Below are 23345 nucleotides of genomic sequence, written 5' to 3' on the forward strand. Positions count from 1 at the left end.
CGCTACTTCGGGGTGACCGTGGCCTTGTCCCCGGTGACCTGCAGACCCGCGGAGAACGTGAAGGGGACGTCCCGCGAGACCTTGGTGGTGTGGCCGTCGTAGAGGTCCACGGCAGTGAACTCGAGGTGCGCCGTGCCCCGGCTGTCCGGCAGCGACCACTGGTCCGCGTGGGCGCCACCGAGGCGGACCTCCGGGCGCGGGTAGTCCTTGATGCTCCACGAGACCGCGCCCTGGATCCGGCCCGGGAAGTCCGCGGAGAACGGGCACCCGGCGGGGTAGAGGCTGTCCTGGCGCGCGCACGCGTCCAGGTGGTCGTGGACCTGCCGCTCCACCTGCTGCTTGAGCTGCTCGGAGGGCACGGCGGTGAGCTCCATGGTGGTGCGCTGGTCCTCGTCGCTGACCGGGACCTCGCGCGGCTCGGCCGTGATCATGGGCGAACTGTAGGAACCGGTGTACACGCCGGGGTAGAACACCGCGAACTCGCGGGACGAGCCGCGCAGCGCCACGGACGCGCCGTTGATGTCCACGGCGGTGGAGCCCGGCATGGACACGGTCATCGTGGGCAGTGTGGACGGGTCGAAGTCCCACACGGTGAAGAAACCCCACTGGGTCTCCGCCGGGTGCAGGGTGAACTCCGAGGAGGCCTCCTTGCCGTCCAGCAGGTAGCTGGCCCGCACCACCGCGCGGTCCCCGTCCGAGGACACCGTGGACACCGCGACGTCCTCCAGGTGGCTGCCCGCCTCCGCGAGGGCGTCCCCGTCCAGCAGCGCTGCATTCGAGTCCGGCACGCGGGCGTTGAGCAGACCCAGTGCCTTGCCGCCGTTGCCGTCCTGCAGCGCCTGGAAGTACTCCCGCACGTCCGTCTCCGGGCCGTACTGGTACTTGTTCACGAGCGCGATGGTCACCGCGGCGGCCGCGACCGAGAGCACGATCAGGAAGAACCACGCCCCCACGGCCCTGACGATGCGATCACTGCGTTCCATGACCACTCACGGTAGTTGATGCCCGGGACTCCGGCCGACCTGTGTCCCCGCGCGGCCCGCCTGCGGTGCCGTTAGGCTGAACCGGGCGACGCCGCGGCGTCGCCCCCGCGGCACCGACCGGTCGGAGCCGCCGAGCGGCGGCCGCACCCGGACACGGGGCCGCCACGGGGTCCGCGCCACCGTGCGGACCGGCACCCGCAAGCACGAGAGCAGCCCATGGCAGAGACCGTCCGACAGATTCCCGCCCGGTACGGCACGCCCGAGCACGTGTTCCACCCCCGCATCGGGTCCTACGGCAGGCGGCTGGGCGCCGCGCTGCCCCCGCTGCTCGTGGTGGGACTCGCCGTGGCCATGCTGTACTACCGCCGCCCGGGTGCGCCCGCGGCGGCGGTGCTGGTGCTGCTCGCCCTCCTGGGTCTCGTGGTGTCCTACGCGTACCTGCGGCCGGCGCTCGCGGTGCTCACGGCCAGCCACGTGCTGGTCTCCCGCTGGGTGGGGTTCCGGGCCGTGCCCCGCGAGCGTATCGCGGAGGTGGTCACCGTGGAGGCGCTGCTGCCCCCGCGGGTCGGCGGCGGCACGCCCCGCGGGCGCCCGCAGCTGTGGTTCGTCACCGGGGCCGGGCGCAGCGCCCTGGCCCTCGACGGCACCGTGTGGGACGGGAAGAGCCTGCAGGAGATCGCCCGGCTCAGCGGCGCGCGGCACCTGAACTTCCGGCGGGCCACCCCGGCCGAGGTGCGCGAGCACCGGCCCCACCTGGTCTCCTGGCGGGTGCGTTATCCGCGGCTGCGGTACGCGGTGTCCTCGCTCGCCCTCGTGGCCGCGATCGCGCTGGCCGTGTGGTGGGCGCTCGCCTCCCGGGCCGGGTGAGCGGCGGGCCGTCACTCCGCCCGCCGGCTCCCACGATGTCCCTGCACGCCCCGCAACGCCGCTTCACAACGAACGGCCGGTCCCCCCGGGAGGGGACCGGCCGTTCGCGGTGGTCCGGTGGCACGTGCACCCCGCACGTGCCCGGCGGCGCCCGAACCTGCCGCCTCGCAGCGGTTCCGCGGCGGATCCCGCTCAGCGGAACCGGTTCAGCGGGCGCGGTTCGAGGGATGCGGCTCAGCGGGCGGCGCTGCTGCCGCCGTCGCCCGGTCCGGCGTGGCCGCCGTGGGCCGGGGCATCCGCCGCGCGCGCGTCGTCGTGCCCCGGCGCGGTGGGGCCGCCCGTGCGGTCCGTGCCCTCGTGCTGGCGGGCGCGGTCGATCTCGGCCTTGCGCTCCTCGTTGGCCTCCCGGGTCAGCTCGGCGCCGGCCTCGGCGTCGCGCGTGAGGTTCTCACCCGTCTCGGGGTTGAACACGTGCATCCGGCGGCTGTCCAGCCAGATCTTGGACGTGGACCCGCCGCGGATGCGCGAGGACGCGTCCAGGGAGACGATCACCTGCGCCGGCATCTCGTCCGCGTCCAGCTCCTGGGCCAGCTCGTTGAGCTTGTGCTGGACCGTCTCGTCCTGCTGGTAGCGGATGTAGCCGTACTGCTGGTTGCCCAGCCACTCCGTGTGGGTGAACTCGGCGTCGAACGTGGTGCCGTGCCCAGCCTTGGCCTCGTCCACGAACTTGGCGTCCTCGAAGTGCTCCGGGCGCAGCCCCAGCAGCACGATCTCGGGAGCACCCGAGAGCGAGGCGCGCACGCGCTGCGGGATCTCGATCTCGCCGATGGGCGTCTGGAACACACCGCCCTCGATCCGCGCGGGGATGAAGTTCATGGACGGGGCTCCGATGAACCCGGCGACGAACAGGTTGACGGGCTGTTCGTAGAGCTCCCGCGGGGACGCGATCTGCTGCAGCTGACCGCGCTTGAGCACGGCCACGCGGTCCCCGAGGGTCATGGCCTCGGTCTGGTCGTGGGTCACGTAGATGGAGGTGATGCCCATGCGGCGCTGCAGCTGCGCGATCTCGGTGCGCATCTGGCCGCGCAGCTTGGCGTCCAGGTTGGACAGCGGCTCGTCGAACAGGAACGCGTCCGCGTCGCGCACGATCGCGCGGCCCATGGCCACACGCTGGCGCTGACCGCCCGAGAGGTTCGCGGGCTTGCGCTCGAGGTGCTCGTTGAGGTCCAGGGTCTCCGCGGCCTCGCGCACCTTGCGGTCGATCTCGTCGTCGCTGAACTGGCCCTTGGCCAGGCGCAGCGGGAACGCGATGTTCTCGTACACCGACAGGTGCGGGTACAGGGCGTAGTTCTGGAACACCATGGACAGGTTGCGGTCGCGCGGCTGGCGGTCGTTGACCCGCTCGCCGTCGATCAGCAGATCGCCGCTGGTGATGTCCTCGAGCCCCACGACCATGCGCAGCAGGGTGGACTTGCCGCAGCCCGAGGGGCCCACGAGGATCAGGAACTCGCCGTCGGCGATGTCGATGGAGATGTCGTTGACCGCCGGAAAGCCGTCGTCGTACTTCTTGACGAGGTGCTCCATGGTGATAGCTGCCATGTTCTGTCAGTCCTAACTGTGTCCGAGCGTGAATGGGGAGGGCCGGGCTCAGCCCTTGACGGCGCCCTGGGTCAGACCGGAGACGATCTGGCGCTGGAAGGCCAGCACGAGGAGCACCACGGGGATCGTCACGATGATGGCGGCCGCGGAGATCGCGCCCGCGGGGTCCTCGAACTGCGAGGCGCCCGTGAAGAACGCGAGGGCCGCGGGCACCGGGCGGGCCGCCGAGGTGGAGGTCAGGCCGATCCCGTACACGAAGTCGTTCCACGCGATGAAGAACGCGATGATCGCCGTGGTGAACACACCCGGCAGGGTCAGCGGCACGATCACCTTGCGGAACGCCTGCCAGGTGGTGGCGCCGTCCACTTGGGCCGCGCGCTCCAGGTCCCACGGGATCTGCTGGAAGAAGGCGGCCAGCGTCCAGATGGAGATCGGCAGCGTCAGGGAGAGGTAGGGGATGATCAGGCCGAGCCAGGTGTCGTACAGGCCCACCTGGCGCCACAGGTTGAACAGCGGCGTGACGATCGAGATCACCGGGAACATCGAGACCATCAGCGCCGTGGTCAGCACGAGCTTCTTGCCCGGGAAGTCCAGGCGGGCGATCGCGTACGCGCACAGCGTGGCCAGCACCACGGCGATCAGCGTGGCGATCAGGGAGATCCCGATCGAGTTGCGCAGGGCCGGCAGGAACAGGTCTTTGGCGTCGCCCACGAAGATCTGCTGGTAGTTCTCGGACACGAACGTGGTGGGGAGGAACTTCCCCGAGTTCAGGTCCGAGGGGGACTTGAAGGAGGTCATCAGGATGGACAGCACCGGGAACAGTGCGTAGACCAGCACCAGGACCGAGACCACGGTCCACCCGATTTTCTGCTTAGTGCTCAACATGACGGGTCACTTCCCCTTCCCAGAGCCACCGGTGAGGTCCACCTTGAAGATCTTGATCGCCACGAGCGCGATGAGCATCACGCAGATGAAAAGGATCACCGAGATGGCCGAACCCAGGCCGATTTCCAGACGACCGATGGACGTGCGGTACGCGAGCAGCGAGAGCGTCTCGGTGCCGTACTGTCCCTGGGTCATGATGAAGACGTTGTCGAAGATGCGGAAGGCGTCCAGCGCGCGGAACACCACGGCCACCATGATGGCGGCCTTCATGTTCGGCAGGACCACCCGCACGAGGCGCTGCCACGAGGACGCGCCGTCCACGCGGGCCGCCTCGGAGAGCTCACCGGGAACCTGGGCCAGGCCGGAGAGCAGCAGCAGCGAGATGAACGGCGTGGTCTTCCAGATCTCGGACGCCATGATCACGGTCAGGGACGGGCCCGCGGAGGCGAACCAGTTGAAGTCCGGGCCGATCACGGGCAGCCACGAGAGCCAGTTGTTCACGTAGCCCGTGGTGATGTCGAACGCGTAGAACCACGCGAACGCCGAGACCACGGTGATGATGCCGTAGGGGACCAGGATGGCGGTGCGCAGCAGCCCGCGGGTGGCCTTGACGGCGCTGTGCATCACCAGGGCGAGCGCGAGGCCCAGCACGAGCTCCACGAGCACGGTGACCACCGTGATCAGCAGGGTCACGCCGAGGTCCCGCCAGAAGAGGCTGTCCGAGAGGACCGTGGCGTAGTTGCCCAGGAACACGAACTCCTTGTCCCCGGGGGCGGTCAGGCGGAACGAGAACAGCGAGTCCCAGAGGGCCTGCACGATGGGGTACAGGGTCACCAGGAGCATGATCACGAAGGCCGGGCCGGCGAGCAGCCACCCCAGCTTCCGCTCGGAGCGGGCACGGTCCGAGAGCTGCGCCTTCTTGCGGGGCTTCCCGGGCGCGGCGTCGCGAGCGCGAGAGTCGACGGTTGTGCTCACAGCAGCGCATCTCCCTTCAGGACTTCCTGGATGAACTCGGTGGTCTCACGAGGGGTGTCCTCGGTGACCTCGCTCGGCGGGGTCCAGTGCTGCTGGATGGCCGTGGAGATCTCGTTGTAGTACGGGGTCTGGGCGCGCGGCTTGGCGTCGTCCAGGGACTTGCGGATGGTGTCCGCCATGGGGAACGCCTTCCGAGCGGCGGGGTCGTCGAACGCCTTGGCGGACGAGGGCGGGTTGCCGTTGGTGGCGAAGTACTGCGCCTGGTGCTCGGTGGAGACGATGCACTGCACGGCCTGCCACGCGAGGTCCTGGTGCTGCGAGTTGGCACCCACGCCCAGGTTGATTCCGCCCAGCGGGGCGGCGGCGGTGGTGTCCGCGTTGACGCGCGGCCACGTGGTCCACTTGATGTCGTCCACCACGGACTGGTCCAGGGAGCCCTCCTCCACCGCGCCCTTGGAGGCGGAGTAGATGAAGGGGTAGTTGACCATGAAGGAGCCCTTGTCTCCCTGGAACTGGATCATGGAGGCGTTCTCGTCCTGGGTGGCCAGGCCCGGCCCGCCCAGGCCCTCACGGCCGATGGTCCCGATGATGTCCGCGGCCTTCTTCCCGGCCTCGGAGTCCAGCCTCACGCGGGCGTCCTGACCCTCCTGGCCGTCGGTCACGATGTGCCCGCCGTTGGACTCCACGAGACCGTTGACCCACACGGACATGGACTCACCGCGGATGCCCTGCACGCCCAGGTACTTGTCCTGGGAACGGGCGGCCCCGATGATCTGGTCCCACGTGACGGGCTTGGACATGTCCAGCCCCGCGGCCTTGGCCACGGACTCGCGGTACCACAGCAGCTGGGTGTTGGCCCAGAAAGGGACGGCCACGAGCTCGCCGTTCCATGTGGCGCCCTTGAGCGGACCCTCCAGGGTGTCCTGGGTGGTGGCCTTGGCAACGTCCTGCGGCGGCTTGGCCAGGAACCCCGGCTCGGCGAGCTCGGCCACGAAGGGCGGGTCCAGGCTCATGATGTCCATCGAGGAGTCCCCGGCGGCGAGACGGCGCGCGAGCTGTTCACGCTGCGAGGAGGCGTCGCGCGGCAGCAGGGAGGTCTGGATGGTGTACTTGCCGCCCGAGGCCTCGGAGCAGTCCTGCGCGATGACGGCCTGGCCGCCGTCGTCGGGGTTGATGTACCAGGTGAGCGTGGGCGGTCCGGATTCCCCGCCGCTGCACCCCGTGAGCAGCATGACGGACGCGGCTGCGGCGGCCGCGGCGCTGCGGACGGCACGCGGTGTCCCGGCCCTGCGTGAGTGGTGGGTGGGCTTCACTGTGGTTCCTCCCCTGGCGAGCGCGAGTGCTGAGCGGATCTGCCCGGCGGCCCCGCGGGGATCCCAGCCGGTTCAGCATTTGCACAGTCTACGGGTGGCGTGGCTCACTTCGCCCGTGTGACTCGACGTCAGGAGAGGAAAGCCGCGATGCCTGCCATCGCGAGCATAGAGACCACCGTGGTGAGCAGCACGGTGTCCCGGCACACGGTGGTGGCGCGGTCGTAGCGCACGGCCGCCACGTACAGGTTCTGGGCCGTGGGCAGGGCCGCCATGACCACGGCCGCGTACAGGGTCGGGCCGGTCAGTCCCAGGGACAGGGCCAGGCCCCAGGCGAGGGCGGGGTGCAGCAGCACCTTGGCACCCGTGGCGAGCAGCGTGTCCGCGCGCGCACCGGGCGCGGACAGCGGCCGGGCACCCACCAGGGAGATCCCGAACGCGAGCAGCATGGCGGGCACGGCGGCCCCCGCGACGATCCGCACGGGCTCCATCACCAGCTCGGGCGGCGTCACGCCCGTGGCCGAGGCCGCGATGCCCAGGGCGGAGCCCACGATCAGCGGATTGCTCACCACGGTGCGCAGCACGGAACCCACCGTGGGGCGCCGACCACCCGTGATCGTGTCCATGGCCGTGAGGTACAGGGGGCTGTTGAGCGCCAGCTGGAACAGCATCACGGGCGCCACCTGGGAGGCGTCCCCCAGCACGAACAGGGCGATGGGGATCCCCAGGTTGGCGGAGTTCACCTGCCCCGCGGCCTGCGAGCCCATGACCACGGTGGCGGCGTCCCGGTGCAGCGCGAAGCGGGAGACCAGCCCGTAGCCGAGCATCGTGAGCCACGCGGAGCCCGCCGCCACGAGCAGCGGCGCCGAGAACACGTGGCGGACGTCGGCCTGGGCGAGCGTGGTGAACAGCAGCGGAGGGGAGGCCACGTAGAACGCGAGCCGGGAGAGCACCTGCTGGCCGTTCTCGCCCAGCACGCCGAGCCGCCCGATCACCCAGCCGAGCCCGATCACGGCCCACACGATGAAGAACCCGGAGGCGACGCCGCTCACGCCGCGGCTCCCGTGCCGCGCCTCACGCGCGGGTGGTGGCGGCGTCCTCCCGGGCGCGGCCGTGCTCTCGGGCGTGCGGCGGGCGCACCACGTCCCCGACCACGGCGTCCGCCGGGTCCGAGCCGAGGGCCACGATCCTGTTGCGCTCGTCCACGTGCACCACGCGGGGCTCGTACGTCTGCGCCTCCGCGGTGTCCATGAGGCCGTAGGCAATCAGGATCACGAGGTCCCCGGGGTGCACCAGGTGCGCGGCGGCGCCGTTGATGCCCAGCACACCGCTGCCGCGCTCACCGGCGATCGTGTAGGTCTCGAGCCGGGCGCCGTTGGTGACGTCCACGACGGCCACGAGCTCACCGGGGAGGATCCCGGCGGCGTCGAGCAGGTCCTGGTCCACGGTCACGGAGCCCACGTAGTGCAGGTCCGCCTGCGTGACGGTGGCCCGGTGGATCTTGCCGGTGAACATGGTGCGCAGCATGGGTGCTCCTGGGGTGAAGAGGGGACCGGTCCCGCGCGGGGTGCCGGGCGGGGTCCGTCCGGCGGCCCGGGGGCCGGCACGCAAACACCCCGGGTCCGCAGTGGGTGCCCGGGGTGGTCGTCGTGGAGCGGCTGACGGGAATCGAACCCGCGTATCAGGCTTGGGAAGCGTGCGCTCTACCATTGAGCTACAGCCGCGCGGTTCCTCGGGTGCCGGACCAGCCGACGTTCCCGATCGAACGCCCACCACTGTACAACACGTTCGCCGCGCGCGTGGCGGCACGACGCCGCAACCCCCCCCCCGCACGACGCCGGCCCGCTCCCCGCGCGACCTTCCTCGCCTCCCTGCCCCACAGTGCCAGTCGCGGCACGCGGCCGCGCATCCCGCGGACACCCGGGGGCGGTGCGGGGACCGGGCTGTCGGCGGCACCCGTGGACTACCGTGGGAGCGTGCTCATCTCAGACCGCGACATCCGCCGTCACCTGGACTCCGGGCGCGTGCGCCTCGAGCCCAGCGATCCCGCCATGGTCCAGCCCGCGAGCGTGGACGTGCGCCTGGACCGCTGGTTCCGGCTGTTCGACAACCACAAGTACGCGCACATCGACCCCGAGCAGGAGCAGCCCGAGCTGACCCGCCTGGTGGAGGTGGCCCCGGACGAGCCGTTCGTGCTGCACCCGGGGGAGTTCGTGCTGGGTGCCACGTACGAGAAGGTCACGCTGCCCGACGACATCGCCGCCCGGCTCGAGGGCAAGTCCTCGCTCGGACGCCTGGGGCTGCTCACCCACTCGACCGCCGGGTTCATCGACCCGGGGTTCTCGGGGCACGTGACGCTGGAGCTGTCCAACATGGCCACCCTGCCCATCAAGCTGTGGCCGGGCTCCAAGGTGGGCCAGCTGTGCTTCTTCCAGCTCTCCTCGCCCACCGAGCACCCCTACGGCAGCGGCGCGTACGGCAACCGGTACCAGGGCCAGCGCGGCCCCACGGCCTCGCGCAGCCACCTGAACTTCCACCGCACGGTCATCGAGTAGCCGCGCTCACACCTGCGCGGTGGTGAACCCCTCGGGCGGCCTGGGCGTGAGCAGCAGCAGCGCGAGCCCCACCGCCACGACCACCAGGATGCCCAGGATCCCGTAGATCTGCGCGCCCAGCAGGGACACGAAGATCCCGAACAGCCCGGGGGCCATGAAGCTCACCGCGCGCCCGGTGGTGGCGTAGAGCCCGTAGATCTCGCCGTCGCGCCCCGGGGGGATGAGCCGCCCCAGGTACGTGCGCGACGCCGCCTGCGCCGGTCCCACGAACAGGCACAGTGCTAGCCCGCACACCCAGAACGCGGGCTTGCCGTGCCAGAACAGCAGCACGACCCCCGCGGCCATCACGCCCACGAGGGAACCCACGATGACCCGCCGGGGCCCCAGTGCGTCGTCGAGCGAACCGCCCACGAACGCACCGAGGGCGGCAATGAGGTTGGCGGCGACCGCGAAGAGGATGACCTCGGTGAGGGAGAAGTCGAACGAGCCGGCCGCGAGCACCCCGCCGAACGTGAAGACCCCGGCGAGCCCGTCCCGGTAGACCGCGGAGGAGAGTAGGAAGAACACGGTGGCCCGGGACACCCGCCACAGCCCGGCGACCGTGGCGAAGAGCTCCCGGTAGGGGCCGATGATCCCGCGCCGCCGCGTGGCGGGCGGGGACACCGGGACGTCGGGGCCCGCGAGCCCGCCCAGCGTGGGAGTCGCGGCGGGGGAGGGGCCGTGCACGGCGCCGTCGTGCGCCCGGAACGGCATGGAGCGGGCCGCGAGGCTCATGGGCAGGCAGAGGACCAGGATCCAGGCGGCGCTGAACAGGGCCACGGCGCGGTAGTTCAGGGCGTCGTCCGTGGGGATGCCCAGGAAGCCGGGCGTCACGAAGCCGAACAGCACGAACGCGAGCGCGAAGATCCCACCCACGTAGCCCGCGCCCCAGCCCCACCCGGAGACCTTGCCCATGCGCGCGGGTCCGGCCAGGGCGGGCAGCATGGCGTTGTAGCTCACGGTGGCGAACTCCTGCGCCACGCTGCCGGCGGCCACCAGGCCCACGCCCAGGTAGAGGTAGCCGGGCTCTGGGCGGGCGAAGAAGCACAGTGCCGTGCACGCGACGAGCACCGCGGTGTTGACCGTGAGGAACGAGGCCCGGGAGCGGGGGGTGTCGCTGCGCTGGCCCACGATCGGGGCGGTCAGTGCGATGGCGAAACCGGCCACGGTCATGGCCACGCTCAGCACGGTGGAGGTGTACTCCGCGGAGCCGAACGCCGAGCTGGTGAGGTACACCGTGAAGACGAACGTGAGCATCACGGAGTTGTACGCGGAGGTGCCCGTGTCCCACAGGCACCACATCAGCACCCGGGCGCGCGAGCCGCCCTCGGGGGAGGGGTCCGTGCTGCGTGGGGGGCGTGCTAACGCGTGCGCGTGCTGACCGGTCATGGGGTTCACCCTACGGTGCGGCGCCGGTCACACGGTCCGGGAGTCGGCGCGGTGCAGTGTGGTGCGGGGCTCCCGCGGGGCCGTCCTGTCGGGGACGCGTCAACAGTCCGTTTTGTTACGATGGGGTCTCGTCAGTCCACGACTTCCCCTCGACTGCCACTGTGCCCTTCCCGGGGGTGCGCGTGAGTGCTCTGCGGCCCGAAAGGTAGGGTTCCATGATCCCGGTGCTGCTCCTCCACGGGCTGATGGCCCTGTGCGCACCGTCGATCCTCAAGCGCACCGGACGCTCCGGCTTCTACGTCGTGGCCCTGGCCCCGCTCGCGGGCTTCGCATGGCTGCTCTCGCAGACGGCACGCGTGTACGGACCCGAGGACGGGTGGTCCACCTCCTTCGGCTGGATCCCCCAGCTGGGGATCAGCCTGGCGTTCCGCATGGACGCGCTCGCGTACATGATGTGCGTGCTGGTGCTCGGGGTGGGGGCCCTGGTGCTGGCCTACTGCGCGCGCTACTTCAAGGCGGACGCGCAGGACATCGGATCCTTCGCGGCCCAGCTGGTGGCGTTCGCCGGCGCGATGTTCGGCCTGGTCACGGCGGACGACCTCATGGTGCTGTTCGTGTTCTGGGAGATCACCTCGGTGCTCTCCTTCCTGCTGATCTCGTACTCGCGCACCAAGCTGGCAGCGCGCCGGGCCGCGCTGCAGGCCCTGATCATCACCACCGCGGGCGGACTGGCCATGCTCGTGGGCCTGGTGATGCTCGGCACCGCGGCCGGCACGTTCCGGATCTCCGGGGTGCTCGCCGCGGCCCCCCAGCTGATGGGCTCTACCCCGGTGGACGTGGCCGTGGTGCTCGTCCTGGCCGGGGTGGTCACCAAGTCCGCGCTGTTCCCCACGCACTTTTGGCTGCCCGCGGCCATGGCGGCGCCCACCCCGGTCTCCGCCTACCTGCACGCGGCGGCCATGGTCAAGGCCGGGATCTACCTGGTGGCGCGGCTGGCTCCGGGCTTCGCCGAGACGCAGTTCTGGCTGCCCGTGACGCTCACCCTGGGCCTCGGCACCATGGTCTTCGGCGGCTGGGTGGCGCTGCGCCAGTACGACCTCAAACTGATCCTCGCCTACGGCACCGTGAGCCAGCTCGGCTTCATCACCGCCGTGGTGGCCTTCGGCACCGCGGACACGGCCATGGCCGGGATGGGCATGGTCATGGCCCACGGGCTGTTCAAGGCCACGCTGTTCCTCAGCGTGGGCGTGATCGACCACCAGGCGGGCACCCGCGACATCCGCCGGCTCTCCGGGGTGGGGCGCATGGCGCCCAAGCTGTTCGTGGTCTCCGTGATCGGTGCGGCCTCCATGGCGGGCATCCCCCCGCTGCTGGGCTTCGTGGCCAAGGAGGCCGTGCTCACGGCCTTCTTCGAGGAGGTCTCCGAACCCGTGGGCCTGATCGCGCTGGTCTGCGCGGTGCTGGGCTCGGTGCTCACCGTGGCCTACAGCGCGCGCTTCCTGTGGGGCGGCTTCGCCCGCAAGTCGGCCGAGTTCTCGGATCTCGACGCCGCCCCGGACGGCCAGTCGGTGATCAGCGAGTTCACCCCGGCGTCCTGGGCCTTCCTCATGGCACCCATCGTGCTGGCCGTGGCCACCGTGGTGCTCGGCGTGCTCCCGGCACCCCTCGAGGCCGGGATCGCCCCCTACCAGCGGCTGTTCCCGCACGCGGACGAGTCCCACGTGCACCTCGAGCTGTGGCACGGGCTGACCCCGGCGCTCGGGATCTCCGCGGGCATCATCGCCGCGGGCCTCGCACTGCACGCCCTGCGCGGACCCGTGGCCCGCTTCCAGCGCCGCCTCCCCGAGCTGCCCACCGGCGACTACGTGTACCGCCGGATCATCAACGTGCTGGACATCGTGGCCGTGTGGCTCACCGGGCGCACCCAGCGTGGTTCGCTGATGTTCTACCTCTCCGTGATCCTCGTGACGGCCATCGTGGTGCCGCTCGTGGCGCTGTTCTGGTTCGAGACCCCGCCGCTGGCCGGCTTCCGGCTGGCGGACTCGCCCGCGCAGGTGGTCACCGGGATCGCCATGGTGGTGGCCGCGCTGCTCGTGCTCACCGCGGGCAAACGGTTCCTGGCCGTGCTGCTGGTGTCCGTGACCGGATACGGGCTGGCACTGACCTTCGCGCTGCACGGCGCCCCGGACCTCGCCCTCACGCAGATGCTCGTGGAGACCATCTCCCTCGTGGCCTTCGTGCTGGCGCTGCGCTCCCTGCCCGGGCCCCTCTGGAACCGGCGCCGTGCCGGGCGCCGGGTGCTCCGCGCGGTGTTCGCGGTGGTGTTCGGGCTGTTCATGACGGCGCTCGCGGTGTTCTCCATCTCCTCGCGCAGCGCCGAGCGGATCTCCCTGGACATGCCGTCCATGGCATACGAACTGGGCCACGGCCAGAACGTGGTCAATGTGATCCTCGTGGACATCCGCGCGTGGGACACCATGGGCGAGATCTCCGTGCTCACCGTGGCCGCCACGGGCATCGCATCCCTGATCTTCGTCAAGGGCCGCGGGGACCGGCTGCGCAGCGAGCGCCACCAGCTGGACACCCGCCGCCTCCGGGCGCTGCGCGGCGCGGACTCGGCGGCGCACTCCCAGCAGGGCGTGACCCGGGAGATCGAGGTGGCCCGGCGGTTCTCCTCACGCCCGGACGCGGACCCGTTCCTGCTCGCCGGGCGCACCCTGGCCCCGGAGCGCCGCTCGATCATCTTCGAGGTGGTCGCACGGCTGCTGTTCCACACCTTCATGCTGGTCTCCCTGTACCTGCTCATCGCGGGCCACAACGATCCCGGCGGCGGCTTCGCGGGCGGTCTGATGGCCTCCCTGGCCCTGGCCCTGCGCTACCTCGCAGGCGGGCGCTACGAGCTGGAGCGCGCCACCCTGGTCAACGCCGGCTGGATGCTCGGTGCCGGTCTGGCGCTGGCCTCCTTCTACGCGCTGAGCCCGCTGTTCTTCGGGGGAGCGGTGATGGAGAGCTACACCTTCGAGTGGGACATGCCCCTGTTCGGCCACGTGAAGTTCGTGACCGCGCTGGTCTTCGACGTGGGCGTCTACCTGATCGTCGTGGGCCTGGTGCTGGACATCCTGCGCTCCCTCGGCGGGCGCATCGACGAGCGCATCGAGCGCGCCGCCCTCGAGGCGAGCACCCAGCGCAGCGGTCGCGGCTCCCGCATCCGCCTCACGCGCAAGGGATCGGCCATGTCCGCCACCCGCTCCGAGAGCCCGGACCTGCCGGCCGGCTCCATGGCCTCCGGCGACGAGACCTCGGAGGTGCGGCCATGACGGTCAACGTGACCCTGCTGGTGGTCATGGGGGTGCTCTTCGCCGTGGGCGTGTACCTGCTGCTGGAGCGTTCCCTGACCCGCGTGCTGCTGGGGCTGATGCTGCTGACCAACGGGGCAAACCTGCTGATCCTGCACACGAGCGGCGCCCCGGGGGCGGCGCCCCTCTACGAGTCCGGGCTGGACCCCTCCGAGTACTCGGACCCGCTGCCGCAGGCGCTCGTGCTCACGTCCATCGTGATCTCGCTGGCCACCACGGCCTTCCTGCTGTCCATGATCTGGCGCTCGTGGATCCTGGCGCGCCGGGACGAGATCCAGGACGACCTCGAGGACCGCCGCGTGGCGCAGCAGTCCTCCTACGACGCCGAGGACGACGACGCCATGCCGCAGGACACCTCCGAGTTCAACCACGGGGACCCGCGCTACTCGCCGGCCCGGCACAACGAGGACGAGGCCACGGAGTCCCCGGGCCACCACCGGGTGGAGCGGCTGCAGCAGGACGACAGGAGGGATCCGCATGAGCACTGATCTGGCGCAGCTGGCACCGCTCGCGGTCCTCATCCCGTTCGTGGGCGCGGCCCTGAACTTCGTGATCGTGCACCGCAACAAGCTCCAGCGCACGGTGACCGTGGGCACCATGGCCTTGACGCTGGTCCTCAACTGCCTGATGCTCGCGGACGTGTGGAACCAGGGCCCGCAGGCCGTGCACCTGGGCGGCTGGGCGGCCCCGTACGGGATCGTGATGGTCGTGGACCAGCTCTCCGCGCTGATGCTCGTGGTCTCGGTGGTCGTCTCCCTCGCGGTGCTCGTGTACGCAGTGAGCGAGGGCGTGGCCAGCGGGGACGACGAGGGCCCCATCTCGATCTTCTACCCCACGTTCCTGCTGCTCGTGGCGGGGGTCTCCAACGCGTTCCTCGCCGGGGACCTGTTCAACCTCTACGTGGGCTTCGAGATCCTGCTGACGGCCTCGTACGTGCTGCTCACCATGGGCGGCACCGCGCAGCGCATCCGGGCCGGGGTCACGTACGTGGTGGTCTCGGTGATCTCCTCGATCCTGTTCCTGATCTCCCTGGGGATGATCTACGGGGCCACGGGCACCGTGAACATGGCGGACCTCTCCCTCAAGCTCGCGGACCTGCCGCAGGGCACGCAGATGCAGCTGCACCTCATGCTGCTGATCGCGTTCGGGGTCAAGGCGGCGATCTTCCCGCTGTCTTTCTGGCTGCCCGACTCCTACCCCACGGCCTCGGCGCCGGTCACCGCGGTGTTCGCGGGCCTGCTCACCAAGGTGGGTGTCTACTCGATCATCCGCACGGAGACCCTGCTGTTCCCGGGGCGCCAGATCAACGACCTCCTGATGTGGGTGGCCCTGCTGACCATGCTGGTGGGCATCCTGGGCGCCCTCGCCCAGATCGACATCAAGCGCATGCTCTCCTTCACGCTGATCAGCCACATCGGGTACATGATCTTCGGCATCGCGGTGGGCACCCCGCAGGCCCTCGCGGCCGTGGTGTACTACATCGCCCACCACATCGTGATCCAGACCAGCCTGTTCCTGGTGGCGGGGCTGATCGAGCGCCGCGGCGGGTCCACCAACGTGGACCGGCTGGCCGGGCTGCTGCGGATCTCCCCCATGCTGGGCGTGCTGTACCTGGTCCCGGCGCTGAACCTGGGCGGGATCCCGCCGTTCTCAGGCTTCCTGGGGAAGGTGGGTCTGATCGAGGCCGGCGTGCAGAGCGGAACCTGGCTGGACTACCTGCTGGTGGGCGTGTCCGTGTTCGTCTCGCTGCTCACGCTCATGGCCCTCGTCCGGGTGTGGAACCGAGTGTTCCTGCGCCGGGTGGACGACGCCGAGTACCCCGATCCCGTGCTGCGGGCCACCACCGCGCAGGGCCACCGTCCGCGCACGTCCCGCGTGGTCGCAGGCAACCCGGCGAGCAGGTTCTCGGACTCCGCCCCCGTGGTGCTGCTGCCCAAGACCATGGTGGGCGCCACCACGGCGCTCGTGGCGGTGGGTGTGGCCCTGACCGTGTTCGCCGGACCCCTGTTCGACCTCGCGGGCAGTGCGGCGGACAACCTGGTGAGCCCGCAGCGCTACACCAACGCCGTACTGGCACCCATGGGTGACGGCGGCGTGAGCGAGGAGGGCCAGTGAGCACGTCCGCGATCCGTCGGCAGTCCCGCAACTCCCTGCGGGCCGAGCTGCCCCTCATCCTGTGGCTCGTGGTGGTGTGGGGTGCCCTGTGGGGCGACTGGAGCCCCGGGAACCTGGTGTTCGGGCTGCTGCTGGCCCTGCTGGTCACGCGCACCCTGGTGCTGCCGCCCGTGCGACTGTCCGGGCGCTTCAGCGTGGTGCACTTCGTGCTGTTCGTGGTGACCTTCATCTGGCAGGTGGCCCGGGCGAGCATCCACGTGTTCCGGGTGGCGCTGACCCAGGGCCCCCGCGTGCACAACGCGGTGCTGGGCGTGGCGCTGCGGCAGAACAACGACCTCCTGATGACGGCCGTGGGCCACACCATGGCACTGATCCCCGGCTCGCTGGTGGTGGAGGTGGACCGCGGCAACGGGATCCTCTACTTCCACGTGCTGGACATCGCCACCGCGGAGCAGGCGGAGGCCTTCAAACGCTCCGTGCTGGACGCGGAGGCCGCGTGGATCCGGATCATGGGCTCCCGCGAGGACCTCGCGCTGCTGCCCGTGAAGGGGGATCCGGACCGCACGGAGGCCACGGGTGCCGTGGAGTCCCCGACCGAAGATATGGACGAGGCCGAGCGCGGGCCGGGACAGGAGCGATCATGACCATGTTCGACGTGGCCGTGTGGGTGTGCGGGGTGCTCCTCGCGCTCGCGGCGGCCGGAACCATCTACCGGCTGGCCAAGGGGCCGTCCCTGCTGGACCGGGTGATCGCCACCGACGTGCTGCTCGCGATCGTGGGCGCCGCCCTGGCGGTGGACATGGTCTACCACCACCACACGGACAACATCGTGCTGCTGGTGATCGTCTCCCTGGTGGGCTTCCTCGGCTCGGTCACAGTGGCCCGCAACGTGGGGCTGGACCGCTCATGAGCTGGCACACCGTGGTGGACGTGGCCGCCGTGATCTGCCTGGTGGTGGGGACGTTCATGTCCCTCGCCGCGGCCGTGGGCCTGCTGCGCTTCCCGGACCTGCTCTCGCGCATGCACGCGGGCACCAAGCCGCAGGTCTTCGGGCTGCTGCTGCTGCTCACGGCGGTCGCCCTGGAGAGCGGCGAGCCGCGCATGATCCCGCTGCTGCTGCTCGCGTGGATCTTCCAGCTGCTCACGGTCCCGGTCTCCGCGCACATGGTGGGCCGTGCGGCCTACCGCTCCAAGCACCTGCACGAGGAGAACCTCGTGGAGGACGAGCTGCGGGACGTGGTGGCGCGCGCGGGCGAGGAGTCCGGCTGACGGCGCCACCAGGGCGCCTCCCCCGCAGCGGTGTCCCCGGACACGCGCCGAGGTTCGTATGCTGGGGGAGGAACACCGCGCCGTCGGCCACCCTGCGCCGGCGGCACTCACGAGAACCAAGGAGAACTCCATGAACAAGGCGATGGACCTGCTCGGCACGGCCGCTTCCCTGGGCGGCGTGGCCCTGTCCAACAAGGCCCTGACGGTGGTCTGGAAGAAGGTCACGGGCAACGAGCCCCCCGCCAAGAACCCGGACGAGGACGAGGCCTGGCGGGACATCATCCTGTGGTCCCTGCTCACGGGCCTGGTGGGCACCGTCATCAAGGTGGGGATCTCCCGCCAGGTGGCCAAGATGCAGTCCGAGGACTCCGAGTCCGGCAAGAGCTCGCAGACCGAGGTCTGAGCCCGGCGTCGGGCACCGCGGCGCCCCTGCGACGGCGGGCGGGCGAGGCATCCAGGATGCCCCGCCCGCCCGCCGTCGTGGTCTAAGCTGGAGCCTCAACGACAGGGGAGCGCCACCGCGGCGCTGAGAGTGCGCGCGAGCGCAGACCCTCGAACCTGATCCGGTTCATACCGGCGCTAGGGAGTCGAGCATCTCAGGAGCCCGTGCGCAACGGCGCCCGGTGCTCTTCCCCTCCTGGAACCTTCAGGAGGACTTCTCATGACACAGACGCGCAGCACCTCGCCCCGGGCCGGACACGGCACAGCGCGTGCCCGTTCGTGGCGGGTGGTGGACATCGTGGTGGCCGCGGTGCTCGCGGCGGCGTGCGCGGTGATCTTCTGGATGTGGTCCAACCTGCTGTACCCGGTGGTGTCCACGGCCTCGGTGGCCTACCCGCCCTCGGCCGGACTCCTCGCCGGCGGCTGGCTCGTGGCAGGAACCCTGGGCGCCCTGATCATCCGCAAGCCGGGCGCCGCGCTGTTCTGCGAGCTGCTCGCGGCCGTCCTCGAGGGGTTCCTGGGCACCCACTTCGGGTGGACCGTGGTGGTCTCCGGGCTCGTGCAGGGCCTGGGCGTGGAGCTCGTGTTCCTGCTGACCGGGTACCGCCGCTTCGGCCTGGCCACCGCCACGGCGGCGGGTGCGCTCTCCGGGCTGTTCCTCGGCGTCAGCGAGGACATCATGTACAACTACGAGTGGGCGCTGGACCAGAGGGTCGTCTACGCCGCACTCACCACGCTCTCCGGCGCCGTGATCGCCGGTGCGCTCATGTGGCTCGTGGTGCGCGCACTGCAGGCCACGGGTGTGCTCGGGGCCCTGGCCTCCGGCGCCACGCGGCGTCGATGACGGGGGAGGGGCCCGCCGCCCGCAGGGGCGCCGAGGTCCGGCTCGAGGGCTTCGACTGGCACTACCCCGGCCGTCAGGACCCGAGCCTGCGGGACGTCACCGCCACCATCACCCCGGGGGAGCGCGTGCTCCTGCTCGGTCCCTCCGGTGCGGGGAAGTCCACGCTGCTGCAGGCGCTCGCGGGTGTCGAGCAGGACCCGGACGGGCAGTCCCGCTCCGGGGGTCTCACCGTGGACGGCGCGGACCCCCGGGACGTCCGCGGCACCGTGGGCTTCATGCACCAGGACCCCGAGACCCAGGTGGTGCTCTCGCGGGTCGGGGACGACGTCGCATTCGGACTGGAGAACCTCGCGGTGCCCCGGGAGCAGATCTGGCCCCGCGTCACGGAGGCACTGACCCGCGTGGGGCTGCCGCTGCCCCTCGAGCACTCCACCACGGCCCTGTCCGGGGGCCAGAAGCAGCGCCTCGCGCTCGCGGGCGTGCTGGCCATGCGGCCCCGGCTGCTGCTGCTGGACGAGCCCACGGCCAGCGTGGACCAGGAGGGTGCCGAGGACCTCTGCCGGGCCGTGTCCCGTGCCGTGGCGGAGGAGGGCATCACCCTGGTGGTCGTGGAGCACCGCGTGGCCCTGTGGGAGTCCGTGGTGGACCGGGTGCTCGTGCTGGACGAGCACGGCGGCGTGGCCTTCGACGGACCCACCCGGGAGACACTGCACGAGGCCCGGCACCTGCTCCAGGAGCAGGGCACGTGGGTTCCCGGCTGGGTCCCGAGCACACGGACCCCGGCCCCCGAGACCGCCCGCGGACCCGACGCCGGGCAGTTGCTGCTCAGCGCGCGGGACCTCGCGGTCTCCCGGGTCCAGCCCCCCGGGCGCACGGTGGCGCGCGAGCGGCGTCGTGCGCGCAGGGCGTGGCGGCGGGGCGGGGACGCGCCCACCCGGCGCCCGGCGGGCTGGGACCCGCCCGTGGCGGCCGAGGGGATCAGCCTGGAGGTGCGGGCCGGGCGGGCGCTCGCGGTCACCGGGGTCAACGGCGCGGGCAAGTCCACTCTGGCGCTCACGCTCGCCGGGCTGCTCGTGCCGGTGCGCGGCACGGTGCGCGCGGCGCCGCTGCTCGCCGGGGACGCCCCGTCCGATCCGTGCCTGTGGGACGGCGCCGAGCTGGTCCCGCGCGTGGGCACCGTCTTCCAGCACCCCGAGCACCAGTTCCTGCGCCCCACCGTGCGCGAGGAGCTCGAGTTCGGCCCGCGTCAGCTGCGGCTGCGCGCTGGCCACGGGGACGACGAGCTCCCGGAGGACGATGCCGCCCGCGTGTCGGAGCTGCTGGCCCGCCTTCGCCTCGAGAACCTCGCGGACGCCAACCCGTTCACCCTGTCCGGGGGCCAGAAGCGCCGGCTGTCCGTGGCCACGGTGCTCGCGGCCGCGCCGCGCGTGGTGGTCCTGGACGAACCAACGTTCGGGCAAAACGCCCAGACCTGGCGGGAGCTCGTGGACCTGCTCGTGGCGGAGCTGGACCGCGGCACCGCCGTGGTCACCGTGACCCACGACCGCGACCTCCTGGCCGCCCTCGACGCCCAGGAAGTGAGACTCGGCCCATGAGCACCACCGCAGCACCCTCCGTGTTCGGAGCCCGCAGCGGGCTGCTGGCCCGCGCGAACCCCGTGGTCAAGCTGCTCGGCGCGCTGCTGATCACCGTGGTGGTCGTGGTGAGCGCGGACCCCGTGACCAACGCAGCCGTGCTCGCGGGCCAGCTCGTGCTGCTCGCCGGGGTGGGTCTCGGCCCCGTGCGGCTGCTCGCCACCCTGTGGCCCGTGGTGGTGGCCGCGCTCGTCAGTGGCTGGGGCACCGCGATGCTCTCCCCGGAGGGCGGGACCGTGCTGGTGCAGCTGGGCTGGGTCACCGTGACCACCGGCTCGCTGGCCGCTGGCGGGGCGATCGCCCTGCGCGGGCTCGCGATCGCGCTGCCCGGGATCACCGTGCTGCTGACCACGGACCCCACGGACCTCGCGGACGGACTCGCGCAGACCCTCCGGCTGCCCGCCCGGTTCGTGCTGGCCGCCCTGGCCGCGATGCGCCTCGTGGAGGTCATGATCACCGAGTGGAGCGTGCTCGCCGCTGCGCGCCGCGCACGCGGTGCCGGGGGCAGGCGCGGCCCGTGGGGGATGCTGCGGGAGTTCGGCGGCCAGGCGTTCACGCTGCTCGTGCAGTCCCTGCGCCGCGCCACCCGACTCGCGATGACCATGGAGGCCCGGGGCTTCGGGGCGGGGCCGCGCACGTGGGCCAGGAGCCTGCACTACAGCCGGGTGGACGTGGTCGTGGGGGCCGCGGTGCTGCTCACCGCCCTCGGCGGGCCAGCGTTGTCCCTGGCGCTGGGCACCCACCGGTTCATCTGGCAGTGACGGCGCGGGCGTCGTCGTCCGGTCCGGGCGCCTGCACCGGGAGCCGGAGCGGAGCCGCGCGCGGGTGAGGCACCGGCGGCCCCCGCGGCGTCGGGGGTGCGAGCGGCGTCGGGGGTGGGAGCAACGTCGGGGGCGCGAACGGGACGGAGCGCGGGCCGGTACGGGACACCCGAGCCGTGTGTCCCCGGGACGTGGGCGGGTCCGTCGGCGCGCGCGGGGCGCGGGCGGAGCTCCCTCCTCAGCGGCCCCCGGTGCCGTGCCCGATGTCGCGCCCCACCAGGAAGCCGGTGAGCGTGCGCGTGAGCTGCGGGTCCGTGGACACGGGGTGGCCGTCCACGGCCGTCACGGGCACCGCGAGCCGCACCGAGGAGGTCAGCCACACGGCGTCGGCGCGCAGCAGGTCCCCGGGGTGCAGGGGGCCGTGGTCCACGCCCCACCCGTGGGCGCGTGCCACGTCGAAGATTCTGGCCTGGGAGGTCCCCGGCAGGACCCCGCGGGAGGGCTCGGGGGTCACGAGCGTGGGCGGGGCACCGGGTGCGAGGCGGGCGCAGACCACCGAGGAGGTGGCGCCCTCCAGGATCCGGCGGTCGGAGGACGCCGTGAACACGGCGTCCTGGGCGCCGTGGGCGCGCGCGTGGCGCAGGGCGGCCACGTTCACGGCGTAGGAGAGTGTCTTGACCCCCGGCAGCAGCCAGGGCAGCCCGGAATCCTCCGCGGGGTCGTGGCCGCGGTCCAGCAGCACCACGGACACCCCGTCCCGGCGCGCGGCGAACGTCGAGTCCGGCACGGGGGCCGCGGTGAGCCACGCCCACGGGGCGTCCCCCGGGGCGCCGCGCGAGATGCTGAGCTTCACGGAGTGCTCCGCGCCGAGCCCCAGGGCGGGGTCCTGGGAACCGGGCCCGGCGGCGTCGAGCGCCATGGCCAGGGCCGCGCGGCACGTGGCCGCCGTGGGAGCGGGCAGGTCGCAGCTGCGCGCGGACGCACTCAGGCGGGCGTGGTGGGCGTCGAACTTGTAGGCGTCCCCGTCCAGCACGTGCAGCGTCTCGAAGACACCGTCCCCGCGGGTGAGCGCCTGGTCCTCGAGGCCCACGTGGGGGTGGTGCGGGTCCACGAGCCGCGGCTTTCCCGTGACGGGGGAAATGATCACGGCCGCCGTGCCGGCACCCCGGGAGCTCATGCCGGGCCCCGGTCCTCCGCCGCGGGGTTCTCCGAGGACGGGCCGGGGTGGATGACGTCCGCGGCCTCCCACACATGGTCCTCCGCGAGGTACTCCTCCTCCTGCGCGGCCCACTGCTCCCAGTGGCCCTCGTACGCGGCGCCGTCCCGCTCCAACGCGCGCTGCCTGCGCTGTGCGGTGGGCAGCTCGACCCACACGGCGGTGTCCAGCAGTCCGCGGGCCTCGCGGTGGCTCGCACCCACGCCCTCGAGCAGCACGATCTCCGCGGTGCGCGTGAGCCGCGGGGTGCCCGGTTCACTGGTCAGCCAGTCCCACGCCGTCCAGTGGGCGTCCTCGCCGCGGCGCAGCGGCTCCAGGATCTCGGTGCGGTAGGCATTCATGCCCGCCAGCAGGCCGCCCCACCCCGGGTAGATGTCCTCCAGGCGGAACACCACCACGTCGTGCGAGCGGCGCAGCACTGCGGCGAGCTGGTCGGTGAGGGTGGTCTTGCCCGCCCCGGAGCGTCCGTCGATCCCCACGAGGAACGGCTTGCGGGTGACCGGGGGCAGGGTCCGGGCGAGGTTGACGCCGTCCGGGTACCGCTCCAGCTCGTGGTCGTGGAACGCCTCGCCGGGGCCGATCACCGCTCGGACACCCGCTCGCGGACCCACTCCACGGCCCCGGGGGTCGCCGCCTCGATCTGCTCCCATGCGGTGTCGAAGTCCTCCGAGCCGCCGTACCACGGGTCGGCGATGTCGAGGTCCTCGTGGGAGGCCACGGCCTGCGGGTCGAAGCTGCGCAGCAGACGCACGGTGTCCCGGGCGCCGTGGGGCAGCCGCTCCCGCAGCCGCCGCGCGTGCTCCCCGGTCATGGCCAGCAGCAGGTCCGCGTCCGCGAGCTCGCGGTCGGTGACGCGGTGGGCGCTGTGCGCTGGCAGCTGCAGACCGTTGCGCTCAAGGACCTCCCGGGCGCGCGGGTCCACGGGGTTGCCGTGCTCCTCGTCGCTCACACCGGCGGAGCCCACGGCGGCACGCTCGCCCAGGCCCGCCCGTTCGAGCTCGCGGCGCAGCAGCGCCTCGGCCATGGGGGAACGGCAGATGTTGCCCGTGCACACCGTGACGATTTCGATCATGGCCACCACTGTACGAAAAATCCGGCCGCCGCGAG

At 71.7% G+C, this 23345-nt stretch carries 23 protein-coding genes, 1 tRNA gene and 1 riboswitch; of the genes, 12 read left to right on the top strand and 12 right to left on the bottom strand.

All coding sequences use genetic code 11. From position 1 onward, the window contains the following. Positions 1-2 precede the first annotated feature (2 nt). Complete coding sequence (locus KRH_RS01785) at positions 3-983, bottom strand: hypothetical protein (protein WP_050738023.1); 981 nt, start codon at positions 981-983, stop codon at positions 3-5. A gap of 216 nt (positions 984-1199) precedes the next feature. Here KRH_RS01785 and KRH_RS01790 point away from each other — a divergent pair, with 216 nt between their 5' ends. Further along, entirely contained in the window at positions 1200-1850 is a 651-nt protein-coding gene (locus tag KRH_RS01790) for a hypothetical protein (protein ID WP_012397446.1), read from the top strand. 234 nt (positions 1851-2084) lie between these two features. On the opposite strand, the gene KRH_RS01795 is transcribed toward KRH_RS01790, so the two are convergent. The 7 genes from KRH_RS01795 to KRH_RS01825 all read right to left on the bottom strand — a co-directional run bounded on the left by KRH_RS01795 (position 2085) and on the right by KRH_RS01825 (position 8343). Further along, on the bottom strand, positions 2085-3449 hold the full coding sequence (locus tag KRH_RS01795) for an ABC transporter ATP-binding protein (RefSeq protein ID WP_012397447.1): 1365 nt from the start codon (positions 3447-3449) through the stop codon (positions 2085-2087). A 48-nt stretch (positions 3450-3497) separates the two neighbouring features. Continuing rightward, entirely contained in the window at positions 3498-4334 is an 837-nt protein-coding gene (locus tag KRH_RS01800; RefSeq protein WP_012397448.1) for a carbohydrate ABC transporter permease, read from the bottom strand. A gap of 6 nt (positions 4335-4340) precedes the next feature. Continuing rightward, on the bottom strand, positions 4341-5309 hold the full coding sequence (locus tag KRH_RS01805; RefSeq protein WP_012397449.1) for a carbohydrate ABC transporter permease: 969 nt from the start codon (positions 5307-5309) through the stop codon (positions 4341-4343). After that, positions 5306-6622 (bottom strand): extracellular solute-binding protein, encoded by a 1317-nt coding sequence (locus KRH_RS01810; protein WP_012397450.1) that lies wholly within the window; start codon positions 6620-6622, stop codon positions 5306-5308. Before KRH_RS01810 ends, KRH_RS01805 begins: the two co-directional genes overlap by 4 nt. A 128-nt stretch (positions 6623-6750) precedes the next feature. Continuing rightward, a complete protein-coding gene (locus KRH_RS01815; RefSeq protein WP_012397451.1) occupies positions 6751-7671 on the bottom strand; it encodes an AEC family transporter in 921 nt (306 codons plus the stop codon). A 22-nt stretch (positions 7672-7693) separates the two neighbouring features. Next, positions 7694-8146: an aspartate 1-decarboxylase gene (panD, locus tag KRH_RS01820; RefSeq protein WP_012397452.1), complete on the bottom strand. Its 453-nt coding sequence runs from the start codon at positions 8144-8146 to the stop codon at positions 7694-7696. 123 nt (positions 8147-8269) lie between these two features. After that, positions 8270-8343 (bottom strand) — tRNA-Gly (locus KRH_RS01825). A gap of 252 nt (positions 8344-8595) precedes the next feature. Between KRH_RS01825 and dcd the strand changes: the two genes are divergently transcribed. Then, entirely contained in the window at positions 8596-9174 is a 579-nt protein-coding gene (dcd, locus tag KRH_RS01830; protein ID WP_012397453.1) for a dCTP deaminase, read from the top strand. A 6-nt stretch (positions 9175-9180) separates the two neighbouring features. Here dcd and KRH_RS01835 read toward each other — a convergent pair whose 3' ends face one another. After that, complete coding sequence (locus KRH_RS01835; RefSeq protein WP_226905776.1) at positions 9181-10602, bottom strand: MFS transporter; 1422 nt, start codon at positions 10600-10602, stop codon at positions 9181-9183. Positions 10603-10817: 215 nt separating this feature from the next. Between KRH_RS01835 and KRH_RS01840 the strand changes: the two genes are divergently transcribed. The 10 genes from KRH_RS01840 (at position 10818) to KRH_RS01885 (ending at position 21022) form a co-directional block, all read left to right on the top strand. Further along, complete coding sequence (locus tag KRH_RS01840; protein ID WP_012397455.1) at positions 10818-13919, top strand: Na+/H+ antiporter subunit A; 3102 nt, start codon at positions 10818-10820, stop codon at positions 13917-13919. Next, positions 13916-14446: a Na(+)/H(+) antiporter subunit C gene (locus tag KRH_RS01845; RefSeq protein WP_012397456.1), complete on the top strand. Its 531-nt coding sequence runs from the start codon at positions 13916-13918 to the stop codon at positions 14444-14446. Before KRH_RS01840 ends, KRH_RS01845 begins: the two co-directional genes overlap by 4 nt. After that, positions 14436-16073, top strand: coding sequence for a Na+/H+ antiporter subunit D (locus KRH_RS01850; protein ID WP_012397457.1), 1638 nt, complete (start codon positions 14436-14438; stop codon positions 16071-16073). Before KRH_RS01845 ends, KRH_RS01850 begins: the two co-directional genes overlap by 11 nt. Next, complete coding sequence (locus KRH_RS01855) at positions 16070-16717, top strand: Na+/H+ antiporter subunit E (RefSeq protein ID WP_012397458.1); 648 nt, start codon at positions 16070-16072, stop codon at positions 16715-16717. The genes KRH_RS01850 and KRH_RS01855 overlap by 4 nt, the downstream gene beginning before the upstream one ends. Next, a complete protein-coding gene (locus KRH_RS01860; RefSeq protein WP_012397459.1) occupies positions 16714-16983 on the top strand; it encodes a monovalent cation/H+ antiporter complex subunit F in 270 nt (89 codons plus the stop codon). Before KRH_RS01855 ends, KRH_RS01860 begins: the two co-directional genes overlap by 4 nt. Then, positions 16980-17342, top strand: a complete 363-nt coding sequence (gene mnhG / locus KRH_RS01865) for a monovalent cation/H(+) antiporter subunit G (RefSeq protein ID WP_012397460.1) — start codon at positions 16980-16982, stop codon at positions 17340-17342. The genes KRH_RS01860 and mnhG overlap by 4 nt, the downstream gene beginning before the upstream one ends. Before the next feature lie 130 nt (positions 17343-17472). Beyond that, positions 17473-17745 carry a DUF4235 domain-containing protein gene (locus KRH_RS01870; RefSeq protein WP_041297273.1) on the top strand — a complete coding sequence of 91 codons (273 nt, stop codon included), beginning with the start codon at positions 17473-17475 and terminating at the stop codon, positions 17743-17745. 93 nt (positions 17746-17838) lie between these two features. After that, positions 17839-17945: riboswitch (TPP riboswitch) on the top strand. Between the two features lie 58 nt (positions 17946-18003). After that, positions 18004-18627 (top strand): ECF transporter S component, encoded by a 624-nt coding sequence (locus KRH_RS01875; RefSeq protein WP_012397462.1) that lies wholly within the window; start codon positions 18004-18006, stop codon positions 18625-18627. Further along, the gene (locus tag KRH_RS01880) at positions 18624-20222 is read left to right on the top strand and encodes an ABC transporter ATP-binding protein (protein ID WP_012397463.1); all 1599 of its coding nucleotides are present in this window, start codon (positions 18624-18626) and stop codon (positions 20220-20222) included. The genes KRH_RS01875 and KRH_RS01880 overlap by 4 nt, the downstream gene beginning before the upstream one ends. Further along, entirely contained in the window at positions 20219-21022 is an 804-nt protein-coding gene (locus KRH_RS01885; RefSeq protein WP_012397464.1) for an energy-coupling factor transporter transmembrane component T family protein, read from the top strand. The genes KRH_RS01880 and KRH_RS01885 overlap by 4 nt, the downstream gene beginning before the upstream one ends. 238 nt (positions 21023-21260) lie before the next feature. On the opposite strand, the gene KRH_RS01890 is transcribed toward KRH_RS01885, so the two are convergent. The 3 genes from KRH_RS01890 to KRH_RS01900 are packed head-to-tail and all read right to left on the bottom strand — an operon-like array spanning position 21261 to position 23310. Next, positions 21261-22199, bottom strand: coding sequence for an aminotransferase class IV (locus tag KRH_RS01890; RefSeq protein WP_012397465.1), 939 nt, complete (start codon positions 22197-22199; stop codon positions 21261-21263). Further along, positions 22196-22822: a uridine kinase family protein gene (locus KRH_RS01895; protein ID WP_012397466.1), complete on the bottom strand. Its 627-nt coding sequence runs from the start codon at positions 22820-22822 to the stop codon at positions 22196-22198. Before KRH_RS01895 ends, KRH_RS01890 begins: the two co-directional genes overlap by 4 nt. Continuing rightward, positions 22819-23310 (bottom strand): low molecular weight protein-tyrosine-phosphatase, encoded by a 492-nt coding sequence (locus KRH_RS01900; protein WP_041297492.1) that lies wholly within the window; start codon positions 23308-23310, stop codon positions 22819-22821. Before KRH_RS01900 ends, KRH_RS01895 begins: the two co-directional genes overlap by 4 nt. Positions 23311-23345 lie beyond the last annotated feature (35 nt).

It is taken from the genome of Kocuria rhizophila DC2201, from assembly GCF_000010285.1.
In the GTDB taxonomy this organism is placed as follows: Bacteria; Actinomycetota; Actinomycetes; order Actinomycetales; family Micrococcaceae; genus Kocuria; species Kocuria rhizophila_A.